Raw genomic sequence first — 18030 nt, forward strand, 5'->3', positions numbered from 1 at the left:
GGAAACTGAGCGGGGTGCAAGGCGTATGGGATCCGTACAGCGCGGGCTCCCGGTGGGATTGGGAGCCGGCGGTTCGTGCCCGATCCCTATGCTCGCGGGCATGCAATGGATCCTTCTCGTCGCCGTCCTGTTCCTCGCTCCCTCTCGCCCTGCCCCGCCGGCAAGTCATCTCTTCGTCTCGTGCGGAGATGGATCGCTCCACAGCGTTGCGCTGGTGAATGGCTTGCCGGGGGACAGCGTCGTCTCCCTCGATCTCGGGGAGCCGCTGAGGTTCCTCGCGACGCATCCGAGCCTTCCGATCGTCTACGCGCTGGGCAGCGAGCATCTCATGGCCGTGCGCTGGAACCAGGCATCCGCGACGTTCGAGACCTTGGGGAAAGCCCTGGTCGGAATCAGCGGGACCCACGTGGCGCTCGATCCGTCCGCGCGCTGGGCGCTGGTCGCCAGCTACGGTGAGGGAGCCGTCAGCTGCCTTCCGATCAGCGCCGAAGGCCTGCCGCAGGCCGCGGTCGGTCGGATGGGGGGCTCAGAGGACAAGCGTTTGACCCGAGCCCATCAGGTGTGCTGGCACCCCGGTGGCGAGCTCGCCTACGTGCCCGCGCTCGGCGCTGATCAAGTGGCCATCCTGTCGGTCGACCCGAAGTCCGGGGCGCTCACTTGGGCCGGGGCCGCCGCTGTCGCGGCCGGTTCAGGGCCGCGTCACATGGCCCTGCACCCCAGTCAGCCCTGGGCCTTTGTGCTGGGGGAACACTCCAGCACGATCACTTCTTTCACTCTGCAGGAGGAGGGGAAGCGCTGGTCTCGCCGCGGCCAAACATCGAACCTCTCCGAGGGCTTCACCGAGTCCGGCAGCCGGAGCTCAGACATTCACATCTCTGCCGACGGCGGCTTTCTCTTCGCCGTCAACCGCGAGCCCGCCAACGACCTGACCGCCTATGCCATCGGCGAAGACGGAGCCCTTCGGGAGGTTTCTCGTCGGTCGACCGGGGGTATCCACGCGAGAACGTTCGCTCTGGACCCGCAGGGGGAGCGCGTGTGGATCGCCAACACGCGCTCCAAGAACGTCGTCACCCTGACTCTCTCGAAGACGGGCGAGCTGGGAGAGGCGGGCGGCTCCTGGGAGGCGCCCGCCGAGATCTCCTGCGTGCTGGCCCGGTGACGACCCGTCCCCTCGCGTGGGGAATGCCCCTCAGATCACTGAAACGTGACCTGGACGCCGTTGGTGAAGTTGCTCGTCGCCACTCCGCCGACCGCGTCGCGTGACCATGCCTGGAAGTTCCAGGTATCGCCAGGCATCACTGCGACGGTTCCGGTGGGCATGGGGATCGCGAAGAGGTTCGCGCTCGCTTCGACGGCTCCGGCCGCACCGCTGAAGTAGACCTGCCCGCCGACACCTCGGCCGATGGATCCACCGAGGCAAAGGTTGCCCATGCTGTTCATCGCGGGGACGAAGTCCTGGGTCCTCGAGGCAAGGAACAGAGTGAACGCATTCTGCGGCAGCTGATCCGCGACGAGCTTCACGAAGTTGACCGAGACGAAAGGCGACCCGAGCGCAGCGAGCTCACCGGGGACCCCGGTGGAGTTCGCCGTCGCCGTGCAGTAGGCCGTGCCGATAGGCTCGGGGGAGACGTTCGCCAGCGCGAGGTCCGCCATGAGGACTCCGTTGCCGCTGTTGACGTCGAACCCTGGAGCTTCGATGTCGAGGCAGCTGGACTCCAGCGCCGCACGGATCTGAAGGTTGCTGAGAGCCGGGTTGCGCTCGATGAGCAGCGCGGCGATCGCAGCGGCGTGGGGCGCCGCTGCGCTGGTGCCGTAGAACGGGTTGAGCCCGCTGGTCGGCGGGAGCGTGGTGACGACGCCGTCCGCGGCCGTGAGCGCTGGGGTGAGAATCGTCACGCCCCCGCTGGCGAGGAAGTTGCCGGGGGTGATGGGGGTTCCGTCCGGAAGATAGAACTGCCTGTGCGGGCCGTCCGAGGAGGAGATCTCGGTCATCGAGAACGTCGAGAACGGGTTCGGGAAGGCCGCAGGCGCTTCCGTCGCAGCGACGCAGATGCAGCTGGGCGTACCCGCGTGCCCGATCGTCTGGCCTTCCGTGCCGATCAGCAGAGGGGCTCCGGTGAACGAGAGTCGAAGGTACCGGTCTTCCGCGGTGGCGCCGAACTTGACGACCACGATCCGCTCTCCAGGTTGCACGTCGTAGACGAACTCGAACGGCTCCTGCGTCCCGTTCTGTGTGTCCGTGGACGAAGACACGACGGCGGTTCCGGCTGCGTTCAGCACGAAGAGGTCGTAGTCGTTGCTGGAGGAGTTGTACTCGTCGCTCCACTGCAGAGTGCCGTTGGAGGGGTCGCCGACCACGGTGTTCCAGTTCTGGCCGCCGAAGCTGTGAACGCGCCCGGCGCCGGACAGCGGCCCCGCGCCGGGGCCATCGTCGAGGAAGTCTCCTTCCCAGGTGGTTGAGTTGCCGCGGTAGAGGCTGCCCTCGTTGCCCGACGAGGAGAGGTAGACCGCACCGCCGGCGACGACCTCGTTGACGGCCTGGCCAATGACGTCGTCCTGGAACTGCCACTCGTTTCCGTACGAGATATCGTCGACGATGACGTCACATCCTGCGGCCTTGAGCTGCAGGATGGCGCTGGCAAAGGCAGCCTTGCCGCCCTCGGCGGACGCGAAGAAGATCTCGGCTCCCGGCGCGAGGTCGTGGACGATCTCGCTCATCGCCGTGCCCTCGCCGCTTCCGGATCCGAAGAAGCCCGGGAGCACCGTGAATCCCGCCGGGAGGTCGCCGAGGCTGATCGAATTCGCCGAACCGTCCGCGCTGTCGGAGATGACGCCGACCTGGACGCCGGTTCCGTCCACGCCATAGAGAGTTCTGGAGGAATCCGCCTTGTGCGTCGCATCTCCCTCGCTCGTGACCGAACCCGTGTGGCGGATCGGCTGGTGGCCTTTCCGGACGCGCCGAACGTCGGAGCGCTGGCTCAGCTCGAGAAGCGCCGAAGGAAGCACCCGCGCCCGAATCGACTCGAAGCGCGTGGACTCGAACTCGACGACTCCGCCACCGGACTCGATGAACGCGTGGAGCGCTGCCCCGGGAAGCGCGTCGAGATCCACGCAGACCCGTCCGTCTTCTTCCGGGGTCAGTCGTGAGCGCATCGACGGCACACCCTCGACGGCGAGCTGACCTGCGGACTCACGCGCGAGGTAGAGAAGGCTCGTTTCGAGCTTCTGCTCGAACGCGGTGCGGGCGCGCTTCTCCGCCTGAACCGCGTTGATCTGGAGCCGGGTGGAAAGGGGAAGGTCTTGCGCGGCCGCCAGCCCTGGTGTGCAGGTAAGGGCAAGGATGGACGCGAGAGTCAGTTGGATCGTCTTGGGATGTGTCATGGCCAGTCGCAGCGCGACAGGAGGGGGACCGCGGGAGAGTCTGAGAGAACAGGCGGAGCGCGTACTGGCACTCCACATGGCGACAGGGCCACCGACCTTGCTCCGGGGGACAACTCCGTCGTAAGAAATGCGCACTCTCCCAGGGTGAGCCCTGGCACCCGCGGCTCACCACCCGGCTCACCAGGTGGGTTGGAGCAGCACCATGGGGTCCAGCCTGAGCTCGACCGTCCGCATCAGCTCTCCGGAGCCCGCTCGAACTTCCACCCTGGCTGTACTCGCTGGCAACCTGAGCAGCCCGAAGGACCCGTCCTCGGCCTGGCGCACCTCATCCTCGATGCGCATCCCACCCGGAACGACGCGCGTGACGCGCACGCTCGCCCCGGAACGATCGGTGAAGCGAAGAACGCTGCCGATGGAGCCCTCGCGCAGGGTCGGCATGACCTCGCAGGCCAGAGCCAGAACGACCTCGATCGGTCCATCGAGATCCAGTTTCTCGACCGCCACCAGTTCGCCTTCGACGCGGTCGTTCGGCCGCGGATCGAAGTGCAGGAAGGCCCTCTTCCTCGGCATCGTGGGAAGCTCGAATCGACCGTCCGCATCCGTCAGGAACGAGGCGCCCTCGACCGCCCAGTAGTAGAGGCTCCTACCTTCCGTGGGAAACGCCAGTGGCGAAACGCGAAGACCCACGAGTGGCTCGCCATGGACCCCGAGGACGCGACCTGTCACCCGCTGAGCCGCGTGATCGGACGGCAGCCGGACCTGGATGCCCTCCGTGCCGGGAGTGAGACCCTCGGCGTCGAACACGAGGAACGGATCGCGTCGAAGGAAGCGCAGGGAGTAGGGCCGGGGTTCCAGATGGGTCAGCTCGAACCGCCCGTTTTCGGAGGTGCGCTCGGGTTCGCCGTCGAGCCCCTCTTCCAGAGAACGCACCGAGCCTCCCGGGCGCGTCCCGTTCAAGACGGAGACCATGGCCCCGACAAGGGGCTCACCGCCCACGCCGAGAAGGCGACCCTCCAGCGTTTCCATGGCCCTCGGGATCCGCACGACATGGGGCCCCATCTGCTCCGCGTCGAACTCGAGGTGGTCGAATCGCCCGTCGCTGGTGACGGCGATGAGCCTGTGGCCGTCGGCTCCGATCCGCCGAAGCGCGTCGGCCGAACTCTCGAGTCGGAACCACCCCTCCCTGTCGGTGCGGGTCTCCAGCCATCCGAGGTGCACCGCAGCGTCCTCGACTCCGTCACCGCGTGGGGTCACCACGCGCCCGGTGACAGCCGTGGAGGTCACCTGCTGGGGCAGCCCGAGCTGCAGCATCAGATCGGCTCGATCCACGGAGGGTACGGCGACTCGAACGCCGCCCGTATCGGGGCGTCCAGCGTAGAGGGTGAACCCGGAGTGGCTCGGGACGGATCCCAGGTCGAAACGTCCCTCCGTATCCGTCGTCACTGGATCGCAGACGACGGAGGTGTCGGTCAACAGACCTCCCGGGTAGGTTCCGAGGGAGGCGAGGTCGGCTGAGATCGAGACCAGTGCGTCCGCCACGGGTGCGCCGCCCGCGTCAAGGACGACTCCGGCGACGCGGACCGCGGGCATCAGCACGGCGCGCCCGTCGGGGCGGTCTTCGCCCTCGAAACCGATGGCGAGAAGACTCCAATCCCCAGCGGTGACGCCCAGTCGGCCATGGCGGAAGAGCGGCGACCGCGGGATCAGGTCGGACTCGAGCCAACCCTCGGCGTCCGGCTGAAGAGCGAGCGTGGTCGGCGGCCCGTGGAGGGCGATCTCCGCCTCGGAGAACCGAAACTCGAACCTGAGATCCTTCAGGACCTCGGATCCCAGGGGCCTGCCACGATCGTCCACGAGCCTGGCTCGGAAGGAACGTGCGTACCTCGGAAGAGGCCCGGTGCTCCTCCGGGCACCCGGTTCCCCTCTGCGCCTAGCTGCGTCGGCGACGGTGGTCCGCCCGGAGGCCTCGGCGCCGGTTCGTGTGCTCGACGCGCTCGCGGGATCGGCCGCGACCACAGGATCGGGCGGCGCGTTTGCCGCTGCCGCCTCCCTGGAAGCGACGGAATCCGAAGCAGCGTCCGCGGACGAAGCGGTCCCGTGAATCGTGGCCCGGAAGACGGCGACCCCCAGGATCGCTGCGCAGCCCGCCACTGCGCCCCATTGGTTCAGGGTCAGCCCCTTGCTCCGGCTGGCCAGCGATCCGGTCGCCTTCGACTTCAGCGCGGGCAGAAGCAGGATCGCCCACGGCTGATTCGGTCCCATACGCGCTTCCAGCCTGGCGCGTAGCGTCGACAGACCGCGATGGAGCTGCTTCTTGACGGCCGCGGGCGTGGCCCCGGTCCGGTCCACGATCTCGCCCGGCGACAGCCCTTCGAAGTATCTGAGAACGATGGCCTCTCGATAGGGTTCGTCGAGGTCTTGCACGGCATCGACCATCTCCCGCGCCGCCTCGGCGGCCATGGCCTCCTCGGCGGCGCTGGGCTGGGCCTCCGACTGGGCGGCGGCGACCTCCCTCCTTCGGCGCCGGACATCCGACCGGCTGCGACTTCGCGCCAGGTTCGCGATCACACGTGCCCACGGGCGCGGCCGGTCCGTGTCCGCAGCATCCGCCTCGGACTCCCGGGTGGCGGCATCGAGCATGGTGTCCTGCACGAGATCGTCGACGGCCCCTGGATCCCTGACGAGACCGCGGGCGAGGGCGCGGAGTCTGCCCTGTTGCTGGAGCAGCTGCTCCAGACGTTCAGGCAGCTCTTCTTCTGAATCTCTCATGGAAGTGGCGCCTGGCGAAGGGACGAAGGCTGCGCTCAGGTATTGGACCCAGACGTTGGACCCATGTCGATTCGTCCTGCGCCGAGGTGCGAAGAGCTTAGTCGAAGTGAACGGGTGAGGGGCCGGTGGTTGTCCCTTACCACCGGCCCCCGTCAGCGCTACGCGCCCTGCGCGATCTCGTGCGAGGCTGCGCCCAGTCCGTCGCCGCGGGCTTTCTTGCCACGCGCCACCCTGGCGATGTCGATCACATCTTCTCGGATCAGATACAGGCACGGAACCAAGAGAAGGATCACCAGCGTCGAGAACAGGACGCCGAAGCCCAGCGAGATCGCCATGGGAACGAGGAACCGCGCCTGGGCGGACGACTCCAGCATCATGGGCAACAGACCCAGCGACGTGGTGAGCGACGTCAGCATGATCGGGCGCAAGCGCCGCACAGAGGCCTGGTGCATCGCTTCGAAGGCCGTCATCCCGCGATCGCGGTACAGGTTGGCCGTGACCACGAGCACGAGGCTGTCGTTCACGACCACGCCTGTGAGCGCGATGATGCCGAACATCGACATCAGCGACAGCCCGTAGCCGAGCACGAAGTGTCCCATCAACGCGCCGATGATTCCGAACGGTGCGCCCGAAAGGACGATCAGCGGCAGGGAGTAGCTCTTCAAGGGGATCGCCAGCATGGCGAAGATCGAGAAGAGCGCGAAGCCCATGCCGAGGGCCAGCGCGGAGAGCGACTCTCGCCGGCTCTCCTGCTCACCCTCGAACGAGTAGCCGAGGCCCGGATAGCGCTCGGCGAGTTCGGCAAGATCCTTCTCGCGCACGCTGTCCAGGATCACGTTCGCGTCTCCGACCGTCGGGTCCACGTCGCCCGTCACCGCGATGATGCGCTGGCTGTCGCGCCTGTCGATGGACGTGTAGGAGCGTCCCTCGTCGGTCTTCGTCGCGACGCTGAGCGGAATCTCGCCTCCGCTCGGCGTGCGCAGCATCAGGTCCTCGACCGTGCTGAGTCGTTCGCGCTCCTCGCGGGGCAAGCGCACGAGGACCTTGACCTCGTTGCGCCCGCGCTGCTGGCGCAGCGCCTCCGCGCCGAAGAACGAGGCGCGGACCTGGGCGGCCACGTCCTGGGCCGTCAGTCCGAGGCTCAGGGCCTCGGGCGTGAGGCTGAAGCTCAGCTGCCGCTTGCCGGAAGCCGTTCCATCGTCGAGGTCGCTCACGCCCTCGTATCGGCCGAGCGTCTCCGTGAGATCACGCGCCGCTTGCTCCAGCTGCTTCTGCTCGGGCCCGGTCAGCTGAATGTCGATGGCCTTGCCACCCGGCCCCATGCTCGTCGCGCTGAAGGTGAGGGACTCCACGCCCGGCACCTCGCCCGTCGCCTGGCGCCATACGCGGCTGAACTCGATGCCGCCCGTCTTTCGCTCGGACGGTGGCAGGAGTTCGACTCGCAGGGAGAGCTCGTTCGCCGAGCCGCTCGTGCCGCCGATCTGGGTGTAGATCCCGCCGACCGGGTCCTCGTTCAGGTCCTCGATGGCCCCCGCGATGCTCGCCTGGACAGCGGCTCGCACGCGCCGTGCTTCGGAGATCGGTACTCCGACGGGCAGCCGCGCCGTGGCCGTCACCACGTCGGAATCGATGCGGGGCAGGAAGCTCGATCGGATCAAGCCGCCGCCGACGATGCCGATGCTGATGATGAGTAGCGCGACTCCGAGAGCGGGAATGAGGTAGCGGTTCCGCAGGCTCATGTCCACCAGCGGGGCGAACCAGCGCTCGCTCAGTCGATCGAAGACGCGCGTCACGAACAGGCTGGGCGCCGAGAGCGCCCGCATGATCTTGCCAGGCTTCGAGTCGTGGCTGAGGTGCGCCGGCAGGATGAACAGCGACTCGATCAGCGAGATCGCGAACACCGAGACCACCACGGCCGGGATCTGACGGAAGATCTTTCCGATGGAGCCCGGTACGAAGAACAGCGGCATGAACGCGATGATGTTCGTGAGCACGGCGAAGACCACGGGGCCCGCGATCTCGCGCGTGCCCTCGATGGCAGCCTGTAGCGCAGGAACCCCGTTCTGTCGCTTCTCGAAGATGTTCTCGCCTACGATGATCGCGTCGTCGACGATGATTCCGAGCGTCACGATGAAGGCGAAGAGCGAGACCATGTTGATGGTCGCGCCGGTCGTCGGGAAGACGACGAAGGATCCGAGGACCGAGATCACGATGCCCATCGTCACCCAGAACGCGACGCGCGGCTCCAGGAACAGACCGAGCAGCAGGAGCACGAGGCCGAGACCCATGATCGCGTTGCGGCCGAGCAGGTCGAGTCGCTCCTCGTAGCGCTTCGACTGATCGTCCCAGACCGTCACGCCCACGCCTTCCGGCAGATCGATACGAAGGTCCGCCAGCACGTCGCGCACCGCCTGGGCGACGGCGAGCGGCGTCTCCTTGCCCACGCGGTTGACCGTGATCTCCATCGCGGGTTGGCCGTTGTAGGTGGCCTCGATGTCGTCCTCGGCGAAGGCGTCCACGACCTGGCCGATGTCGCGCGCTCGCACGACGCTTCCGGCGTCGGTGGTGACCAGCGGCAGGTCGGCGAACTCGGCGCCGAGGTCGCGCCGTTCCTGGGTGCGCAGGAGGATCTCGCCCGACTGGGTGCGCACCTCACCGGCGGGTAGCTCGAGCGCCGCCCGCTGGATCGTGCTCGCCACCGAGGGCAGCGTCAGTCCATAGGAGCGCAGGTTCGCCGACGGAATCTCCACGGCGATCTCGTAGCCTTTCGCCGCGCCGAGTTCGGCGACGGTGATGTCCTCGTGGGCGATGAGGAGGTCACGCACGCGCTCGGTGAGCGTCCGTAGCGAGGCCTCTGGCATCGGCCCGTGCACGAGGACGCTCATCACCTTGCGCGGACGCTCGGCGAGACTGACCACAGGCTCCTCGGCTTCCAGCGGGAACGTGGTGATCCGATCGATCTCGTTCTTGACGTCCTGGAGCGCCTTGCTCGTGTCGCCACCGAGGACGAGTTCGATGGTCACGGTGCCGACGCCTTCGAGCGCCTGGCTCGTGACCTTCTTCACGTCGTCGACGCCGCTGACCTGGTCCTCGATGGCGAGCAGGATGCCCTGCTCGACCTCGGCCGGACTCGCTCCGGGGTAGGGGACGCGGACGACGACCTGATCGAGGTCGAACTCGGGGAACACCTCCTGCGTGACCTGGGTCGCGAAGATGAGTCCGCCGACCATCAGCACGATCATGACGAGGTTGGCGGCGATGCTGTTCGTCGCCATCCAGGCGATCGGGCCGCCAGGGCTCTTGTAGGGCTCGGTCGCCGGGCCTTCGTCCGCGGGTGCGTGATCGGCGCTCATTGATCGGCACCTCCGGCCATTTCACCGCCAGCCGAGGGGGTCGAGCTGGCGGTGCCGTCCAGGACGCGCAGCGCCGTTCCGGGGACCGGCACCGCGATCGGGCTCGTGATGACCTCCTGGCCAGGCTTCAGTCCGCTGGAGATGAGCACGTCCTCGTTCCGCCGGTGCGTGACGGTGACGGGCTGGAACGCGAGCTCTTTCCCGTCCCTCGCCAACCAGACGACGTCGCCTTCGCGCAGCGCCGACCGCGGGATGGAGAGCGCATCGGGCGTCCCCTGCAGCGGAACGTCCACTCGGACGTAGGAGCCGAGGAGCATCGGGTCGGATCCACTCAAGGGATCGATCAGCGCGATCTGCGCCCGCGCCATCCGCCCGGCCGTGTCGACCTCGCCCGCGAGGCGCAGGAGTTCGCCCTCGCGGGGCTGACTACCGTCGGCATCCGAAAGCCGGATGGTCGCGGGCGTTCCGCTGAAGTCCAGCGCACCCGTACGCTCGGCCGGAATGTTGACCTCGACGAGGAACGAACCGGTGGCGACGATCCGCGCGACTTCGGTGCCCGGGCTCACCTGGCTGCCGACCTCGAGGCTTTCCGTCAGGATCACGGCGTCGAAGGGAGCACGCACGCTCGTGCGCTCCAGGTTGAGCTCCGCCATGCCGACGTTGGCGCGCGCGGACTCCACCTCGGCACGCTGCCGCTTCAGGTAGGGCTCGCGGAGCGCGAGGCTCTTGCCCGCGTCCGTCGTTTCGATTGCATCTTCCAGCAGCTCCCACTCCGACTTCGCGACGGCGGCGGAGCCCTCTTCGATCGCGAGATTCGCCTCGGAACCCAGGAGGGCCGCGCGCGCCGTGGCGAGGCTCAGCTCGTAGTCCCGCGGATCGACGCGGAAGAGCAGCTCGCCCGCCTTGACGCGACCGCCTGCGATCATGTTCGGGTGGACCTCGACGACGGGGCCGCCGACCACTGGACGAACCGACAGCTCGTTCAACGGCCTGACGACGCCGTAGGCCTCGTAGGTCGGTGCTGCGGTGATCGGCTGCGCCCGGGCGACCTCCACGGGCAGCACGCGAGGGGCGCGCTCCACCTTGGGCGGGGCCTTCTTGGCGGCGATGATCGCGCGGGCCGCGACGACGGCGACCGCGATGACGAGGACCGGAGCGACGTAGCGCAGGATTCTGCCTGCGGTCTGGATGGGAGACGCCATGGGATCAGGGATTCGGTTGGAGGTCGTCGAGCCAGGCGCCGCCGAGTGCGCGCAGGAGGGCGGCGCGGGCCTGGAGAACGGCCGCGCGATCGTTCAGGAGCTGGCGCTCCAGGGTCTGGAGGTTCTGGACGGCGGAGAGGACCTGGAGGTAGGTGTCCACCCCGCCCACGTAGCGTCGCCTCGCCTGGGCGAGTTCGTCGCTGGCGATGGTGTACTGCTCTTCGAGCGCGTGGAGCCGCTGGACGCCGCGCTGTTCGCGGGAGAGAGCGTCCTCGACTTCCTGGAGCGCCGTGAGGATCGTGCGCTGGAGCGTCGCGATGGCGCCTTCGAGGATCGCTCGCTGGCGCGCGACCTCGGCGCGGCGCGTGCCGCCGTCGAGGAGGGGCAGCGCGAGGTTCGCCACGATGTTGTTGAACGTTCGATCGAAGAGCGCGCTGAGTTCGCTGCCGTCGAAGCGGTAGCTGGCCGTCAGCGAGAGACGGGGATACCGAGCGGCGATGGCGGAGGCCACGTTGCGGTCCGAGCGCTCGACGCGGCGCAGCGCGGCAACGACGTCCGGGCGGAGCGTGAGCAGGGCGGTCGGCACGTCGAGCTCAGGGAGCGGAGGGAGCCCGGGGAGGGTCGAAGGCAGGTCCTGGCCTGACAGCTCCGGATCCCTGGGCGCTCGCCCGCTCAGGGTGTTGAGCGTGTGGACGGCGCGCTCGGCGGCGCCCTCGAAGTTCGGGAGTTCCGCGCGCGTCGACTGGAGCTGGCGCTTCTGCTGGAGGACGTCGAGCACCGAGCCCGAGCCGGTGCCGAAGCGGTTCTCGGTGACCTTCAGCAGCTGCTCGCCAACGCCGATCTGGTCGCGCACGAGCCGCGACAACGCGCGGTTTTGCACCGCGAGGATCCACGCGTCGGTCGCGCGTCCCGTGAGGGCCAGCGCGGTCGCCTGGACGTCGGCGGCGGTGGCCGCTTCCTCCAGGCGCGCGGCTTTGAGCGCGCTATCGATGCGGCCGAAGAGGTCGACCTCGTAGCTCAGCGACGGACCCAGGTTGTAGACGTAGCCGGTACGGACCGGAAGGGCCGCGGTGCCTCCGCCGCTCTGTCGGATCTCCTGGCGCTGCACGCTGGCGGCCAGGTCCAGCGTCGGGATCCGCGGGGCGCCAGCGGCCCACGAACTCGCGCTCGCCTGGGCCAGCCGAGACCAGGCTTCAGAGAGCTCCAGGTTGCTCCCCAGGACGTCGTTCACGGCGGCGTCCAGCGTCGGGCTCTCGAAGGTCGTCCACCAGCGAGTGCCGCTCTCGGCGAGGCCCACGGCGGCTGCCTCGGGATCCGTATCGGAATCCACGGCGCCGTCGCGCCACGCCTCGGGGAGGTCGACCGAGATGGAATCGACGCCGGGTTCAGGTGAGGTCCAGCAGCCCGTCGCGCTGCCCATGAGCAGCAGCGCACCGCACGCGCGGATCGAGTGAATTCGGTCAATCATGGTGGGGGATCGTCGCGTCCAGCGACTCGCCAGCGTTCTCCAGCATCTGCATCATCACGCGCTGGAACGTGCGAAGGTCTTCCACGGGGATGCCCGCCTCGAAGCAGGCTTCGACCTTGCGGGCGGTTTTCTTCAGCTTCGGAAGGAGCGTTCGGGCTTCGGAGGTGAGGCCGATCAGGTGCCTGCGCCCGTCGCTCGGGTCGGGTGAACGGGCGAGCAGGCCCTTCTCTTCGAGCCGGTCGAGCATGCGCGTGACCGCCGTGCTGTCGACACCGAGCGAGCGAGTGAGGTGTGAGGCCGTGGGGGAATCGCCCCGCTGGCTCTCCGCGCGCTCGACGTGGATCATCATCGCCACCTGGCGACGGGTGAGATCGAAGTCCTTGACCTCGCGATCGACGACCGTTCGGAAGGCGGCGCCCAGGCGGTTGACCCAGTAACCCGTGACGTGGGGGAACGGCAGCACGCCGTTCGGGTCCCCGAGGCCACTGGCGCTCTTGCGCGCCCCTTGCTGGTTGATCTCGGTCATGACTGATAATCTATCGGTCATGACTGGAAAGTGCCCCGAGAGACTTCCGGGAATTCGTGAACGGTAGGGATGGTGGTGGGATCGGTACGGGGGCGGGGGGCCCGCTGCGGTGCCCTGACTCAGTACGAAACGAGGCGCCCCGCCGGAGTGATCCAGCGGGGCGCCTCGTTCCGGGCTGGGCCTCTTTGGCCTGCCGGGGTCGCGATCGAAGGGCTACTTGGCCTTCTTGGACACCGAAACCTCGACGTCCTCCTGGGCCTGGCCGCGCAGCGCGGACTTCTCCACGTACTCGGCGGCAGCATCCATGCAATCGTCGAAGATCTTGCCGAGCTGTCGGGCGCGATCACGGATCGCGTAGGCGTCCTCCTCGATCTCCAGGACCGAGGTCGAGTTGAAGTCATGCCCGAGGAAAAGGACCGTATCGCGGAGCTGGCCGTTCAGCTCGTCGAAGTGGGTCTGGGCCAGCACGGCGGCTTCCTGGACCTCGGCGAACCGCTCGCGCGTCGCTTCGAGGCGATCTTCGCTGCGCTGCTTCATGTTCGGGCTGCTGAAATCGCCGAGGCTCTTGTTCCAGCGCTCGAAGACGGCCGCGGCCGAGTTGCGCATGGGCGAAACGTGGGCGCGGAGCTCGTTGGCTTGTTTTTCGGAGGCTTCGACGGCTTCGGCGAACGCCTCGAACGACGCGGTTGCGTCGCCATCGAAGTCCTTCGCGAAGAGCGGCCCGAGCGAGATGATCGCTGCGTAGACCGCCTGCTTGGAGAGCTCCGTCTCCAGGTGAACTTGTTCCACGCGGGATACGAGGCTGTCCACGTTCTCGAGGCCGACGCTCTGCTTCGTCGACGCGCAGCTCGGGAAAACGGTGGAGGCGCCGAAGAGAACGGCGAGAGCAGCGAACGAACGCAGGTTGGAATCTAGCGGCATGTCTTGGTGGGGGGTCCCCTCTGTTAGGCTTCGTCGGCCGCGCGGCCGGTCATCGATAGCTGGGGGACTCGTCGACCGCACGGCGCGGGCCGCTTGAACCTGACCGATACAGACTCGCGCGCGGATCAGATCGGAACGGGTCGAGCCGAGAGAGCGTCGAGCGCGCCGTCTGGCAGAACGGGCGGAGGCCACGGGCGATGCGGTCCGAAATGCTCCAGGGTGAGCCATCCGCGTCTCGGCTTCGGGCACTCGACCGCCGCGATCCCGGTCCGGGTCCGGCGCACGGCAGGGTTGCGCCGGTCATGAGGTTCCCGAGCGCAGACTCCTAGCCTGCATTATTCACGAGTTTGCACCACCAGCACGCCCAAACCACGCCGTGGCGGCGTCAGACGGCAGCCTTTGGCTGCCGCCCGCTTCGCGGGCTCCCTCACAGAATGCTCGACGGGCCTACGGGCCCGCCTCCGCTTCGTTCGGTCGTCTTCCTTGCCACGCCGCGGTTTGAACGCACTGGTGGAGCAAACTCGTGAATAATGCAGGCTAGCAGTCTCAGTTCCGTTCTCGGTTCGGCGAGGGTGTGGGGCTCGTCGCTGCTTTCCGAGGAGAAGAAAGCGCCGCGTTAATCCCGGCGTCATCCGGAAGAGATCCCGCCTTCACGGGTCGGTCTCAATCTCCGCGCCATGACCATCACGACGTTCGCGGTTTTCGCCGCCCTCGCCGCCAGCCAGCCTGCCTCGGTCCCCCAGGACGCCGACGTCGTCGACGCGGAAGCGCTGATGCACCGGCGCGCCCAGGAACTCAGCACGCAGCCCGCTCGCAAGCTCGCCATCGATCTCCCGGATCCCTACCAGTCCCTCGACTACGACGCCTACCGCTCCATCCGTCCCGACACCGGCCGCCGGCTCTGGGGGGCGGAGGATTCGTTCTTCTCCGCCGAGCCGCTCCACCTGGGCGGCCAGTATCGCGTCCCTGTCCGGCTCGACATCTGGATGGAGGAGCCCGTTGAACCAAGGCTGAGGCCCATCGCCTACGAGCCAGGCCTCTTTCTCTTTCCCGACGGGCTTCAGCCCCTCGAGAGCGGCTCCGGCTTTGCGGGCTGGCGACTTCTCTCGCGCGATCCGATCGTGGATGAACCGGCGGAGTTCCTCGTCTTCCACGGCGCGAGCTACTTCCGCGCCGTGGGCCGAGACCATGGCTTCGGCACGTCGGCGCGCGCGGTGGCGCTCCGGACCGCGGATCCTTCCGGAGAGGAATTCCCGTCCATCACACGACTGAGCCTCGAGGAGCCCGGGAGCGACGATCGCTCGCTCACCATCCACGCGCTCCTCGAGTCGGAATCGTTCGCGGGCGTGATGTCCATGGTCGCGACCCCCGGGGAAGAGACGGTGATGGACGTGGTGGTCACCCTCTATCCACGGAGGGAGCTGAAGCTGGCCGGCATCGCTCCGCTCACGTCGATGTTCCTCTTCGACAAGGGCTTCGACGCGCGCCGTTTCGATGACTTTCGCGCCGCCGTACACGATGCTGACGGTCTGCAGATGATCACGGGCACGGGCGAACGGCTCTGGCGCCCGCTGACCAATCCTTCGAAGCTCCAGGTCTCGGCGTTTGCGGACTCGAACCCGCGCGCTTTCGGGCTGATGCAGCGCAATCGGAAGTTCGAGGACTTCGGCGACACCGAGGCGCGCTACGAGCGCCGTCCGTCCGTCTGGATCGAGCCGTCGTCCGAGGGCGGCGGCTGGGGCAAGGGCGCCGTCACGCTCGTCGAGATCCCGTCGAAGACCGAGTTCAACGACAACGTGGTCGCGTTCTGGAGGCCCGAGACGCCGCTGGCGCCCGACCAGCCGCATCGATTCGCCTACCGCGTGCGGTGGAGCGATGACGCGCCCGATGGGGCGAAGCTGATGCGCGTGGTGGAGACGGCCACGGGGCTCGCGCCGAATACGGGCAAGAGGCTCTTCGTGATCGACTTCGAGGGGACCGGCGACGAGCCCCTCGACGTGAGCGGGCTCGAGGTCGAAACCGTGGCGTCCACGGGCGGCGTGCGGCAAGCGCGCGTCGAAGCGCTTCCAGGCGGCCGTGCCTGTCGTGCGACGCTGGAGTTCGAGCCGGGGGACGGTGCGGATGTCTCCGAGCTCTCCCTGCGTCTGACGCGCGAAGGTAAGGCTGCCAGCGAGCGCTGGATGCACAGGTGGACGCGATGAGCCAGGCCCTCATGGAGAAGCCGAGGACCGGGGCGGCACTGCCGCCAGCCGCTCCGCTCGAGATGCCCGTGCGTTCCCTTGGGACGGGACGGTCCGATCTTTCGGGCCCTCCCTCGGGGAAGCGGGAACGCGCCTCGCTGCGAGAGCGCGCGGGCCGATGGCTGACCTTCGGTGGATCGGCGGCGCTGACCCTGTATGCGACGGTCGAGATGGCGCTGGCGGTGTCGTCGGGCGAGGTGGGCGTGGGGCAGGTGTTGCTCACCTTGCTCTTCTCGCTGACGTTCGGCTGGATCGCGTACTCCAGCGCGGGGGCGCTGGCGGGCCTCTTCTTCTATCGCAGGCGCGGCGTGCCCGCGAGCGGTCCGCTGCTGGGCCGAACGGCGCTGGTGATGCCCGTCTACAACGAGGACCCTGCCGGTCCGATGGCGGCACTCTTCGCCATGGCGAAGGGACTGGAGCGGCTCGGCCTCGCCGGCCGCTTCGAGCTCTTCATCGCCTCGGATACGAACCGCGCCGACGCGTGGACCCGTGAGACGGCGGCGGTGGCTGAGCTGCGTGAGGCGCTGGACGACGTGATGCCTGTGTGGTATCGCCGTCGCCATCGCAACGTGGCGCGGAAGTCCGGCAACGTCGAGGACTTCGTCAAACGCTTCGGCGGGCGCTACGACGCCATGGTCATGCTCGATGCCGACAGCGTGATGTCGCCGGAGACGCTCGTGGCCCTCAGTCGCGCGATGGAGGCCGATCCGCAGCTCGGCCTACTGCAAACGGTCCCGCGGCTCGCCGGTGCCAGAGGGCTTCTTCCTCGACTTCAGCAGTTCGCGAGCGCCACCTATGGCCCCGCGATCTCGCGGGGCGTCGCCACCTGGCAGGGGCCTGACGGCAACTACTGGGGTCACAACGCCATCATTCGACTGTCGGCTTTCGCGGACGCGTGCGGCCTCCCCGAGCTTCGCGGGCGCAAGCCCTTCGGAGGCCCGATCCTGAGTCATGATTTCGCCGAGGCCGCGTGGATGCGGCGCGCCGGCTGGAGCGTGCGGATGGATCCTGAGCTGGACGGCAGCTACGAGGACGGTCCGCCGACGTTGCTCGATCTCAGCCAGCGCGATCGTCGCTGGATGCAGGGCAACCTTCAGCACGCGGGCATCGTGGGAGCGCGTGGGCTCTCCGGCGTCAGCCGAGCGCATCTGCTCGGGGGCATCGCGGGCTACCTCATGTCGCCGCTCTGGCTGGCGCTCATGGTCGTCGGAGCGATCGTCGCCGTGCAGGCTTCGTTCGCCGAGCCGGTCTACTTTACCGAGCCGTTCCAGCTGACGCCGACGTGGCCGAAGTTCGACTCCGAGCGGATGTTCGCGCTGTTCTGGCTATCGATCGGCGTGCTGTTGCTCCCGAAAGCGATCGGGCTCATGTCAGCCGCAATCGCCGAAGGCCGCCGAGGAGGTTCCATCCCGCGGCTCCTGTTCGGCGCATTCATCGAACTCTTCGCGTCGGCGCTCTATGCGCCGGTGTGTATGGCGATGCAGACCCGCCAGGTCCTCGAGGTCCTGATGGGCCGGGATTCAGGCTGGAACGTTCAGACGCGGGAGGGAGCCTCGACGCCATGGAGCGTCTGCCTCCAGCGGCATGCGCTGCAAACCCTCATCGGCGTGATGGCGGCGATCCTGACGTTCCACTTCCTGTTCGAGCTACTCGGCTGGGTGGCGCCGACGCTCGCGGGGCTCATCGTGGCCGTGCCGATCTCTCGCTGGAGCGGAAGCCTCCGCGCGGGCACCTGGCTGCGCGAGCGGGGTCTCTTGATGACGCCGGAGGAGCGGGATCCGCCCGCAATCCTCCTCGAGCGAAACGCGGCCATCCCGCGATTCGCCCGTGCCTGTTGCGTCCCGGGCGGCCTCCGCTCGCTAGTGGCATTGAGTGAGGCGCGAGCCCGTCACCTGGAGCTGGCCGGAGCCCCTTTCAGGCCGGAGCGCGGAACCCCTGACCTCGCGACACTGGCTGCCCGTGCCAAGGTCCATGACGCGCGAACGCTGGAGGAGCTCGAATCCTGGCTGACGGAGCCAGAGCGCCTGGCTCTCCTCGGAGATGCGGAGCTTCTGAAGATGGCAGCCAACCTGCCGGTCCGAACGAGCCCCGGCAAGCCAAGACCGACCATCGAACCCCGGATCTCCAATCGCCTGCAGAGAGCAACGAAAGGACAAACCTCGAACTGACC

Annotated in this window: 10 protein-coding genes; 3 read left to right on the top strand and 7 right to left on the bottom strand. The window is 67.9% G+C overall.

The window, feature by feature from the left end; translation table 11 throughout:
• Window positions 1-100: 100 nt before the first annotated feature.
• Window positions 101-1159 (top strand): lactonase family protein, encoded by a 1059-nt coding sequence (locus Poly30_RS06295; RefSeq protein ID WP_419191021.1) that lies wholly within the window; start codon window positions 101-103, stop codon window positions 1157-1159.
• 35 nt (window positions 1160-1194) lie between these two features.
• On the opposite strand, the gene Poly30_RS06300 is transcribed toward Poly30_RS06295, so the two are convergent.
• The 7 genes from Poly30_RS06300 to Poly30_RS06330 all read right to left on the bottom strand — a co-directional run bounded on the left by Poly30_RS06300 (window position 1195) and on the right by Poly30_RS06330 (window position 13620).
• Entirely contained in the window at window positions 1195-3381 is a 2187-nt protein-coding gene (locus Poly30_RS06300; protein WP_419191022.1) for a S8 family serine peptidase, read from the bottom strand.
• Between the two features lie 177 nt (window positions 3382-3558).
• Window positions 3559-6150, bottom strand: a complete 2592-nt coding sequence (locus tag Poly30_RS06305) for a sigma-70 family RNA polymerase sigma factor (RefSeq protein ID WP_145195403.1) — start codon at window positions 6148-6150, stop codon at window positions 3559-3561.
• 158 nt (window positions 6151-6308) lie between these two features.
• Window positions 6309-9503: an efflux RND transporter permease subunit gene (locus Poly30_RS06310; protein WP_145195405.1), complete on the bottom strand. Its 3195-nt coding sequence runs from the start codon at window positions 9501-9503 to the stop codon at window positions 6309-6311.
• Window positions 9500-10705, bottom strand: coding sequence for an efflux RND transporter periplasmic adaptor subunit (locus Poly30_RS06315; protein WP_145195407.1), 1206 nt, complete (start codon window positions 10703-10705; stop codon window positions 9500-9502). The genes Poly30_RS06310 and Poly30_RS06315 overlap by 4 nt, the downstream gene beginning before the upstream one ends.
• 4 nt (window positions 10706-10709) lie before the next feature.
• Complete coding sequence (locus tag Poly30_RS06320) at window positions 10710-12173, bottom strand: efflux transporter outer membrane subunit (protein WP_145195409.1); 1464 nt, start codon at window positions 12171-12173, stop codon at window positions 10710-10712.
• Entirely contained in the window at window positions 12166-12699 is a 534-nt protein-coding gene (locus tag Poly30_RS06325; protein ID WP_419191023.1) for a MarR family winged helix-turn-helix transcriptional regulator, read from the bottom strand. Before Poly30_RS06325 ends, Poly30_RS06320 begins: the two co-directional genes overlap by 8 nt.
• Before the next feature lie 213 nt (window positions 12700-12912).
• Window positions 12913-13620: a DUF2959 family protein gene (locus tag Poly30_RS06330; protein ID WP_419191024.1), complete on the bottom strand. Its 708-nt coding sequence runs from the start codon at window positions 13618-13620 to the stop codon at window positions 12913-12915.
• Window positions 13621-14297: 677 nt separating this feature from the next.
• On the opposite strand from Poly30_RS06330, the gene Poly30_RS06335 reads away from it, so the two are divergent.
• Together Poly30_RS06335 and mdoH are read left to right on the top strand one after the other, a co-directional pair.
• Window positions 14298-15821 carry an OpgD/OpgG family glucan biosynthesis protein gene (locus Poly30_RS06335; protein ID WP_145195415.1) on the top strand — a complete coding sequence of 508 codons (1524 nt, stop codon included), beginning with the start codon at window positions 14298-14300 and terminating at the stop codon, window positions 15819-15821.
• Window positions 15818-18028, top strand: coding sequence for a glucans biosynthesis glucosyltransferase MdoH (gene mdoH / locus Poly30_RS06340; RefSeq protein ID WP_145195417.1), 2211 nt, complete (start codon window positions 15818-15820; stop codon window positions 18026-18028). Before Poly30_RS06335 ends, mdoH begins: the two co-directional genes overlap by 4 nt.
• Window positions 18029-18030 lie beyond the last annotated feature (2 nt).

This window comes from Saltatorellus ferox (genome assembly GCA_007751475.1).
In the GTDB taxonomy this organism is placed as follows: Bacteria; Planctomycetota; UBA1135; order UBA1135.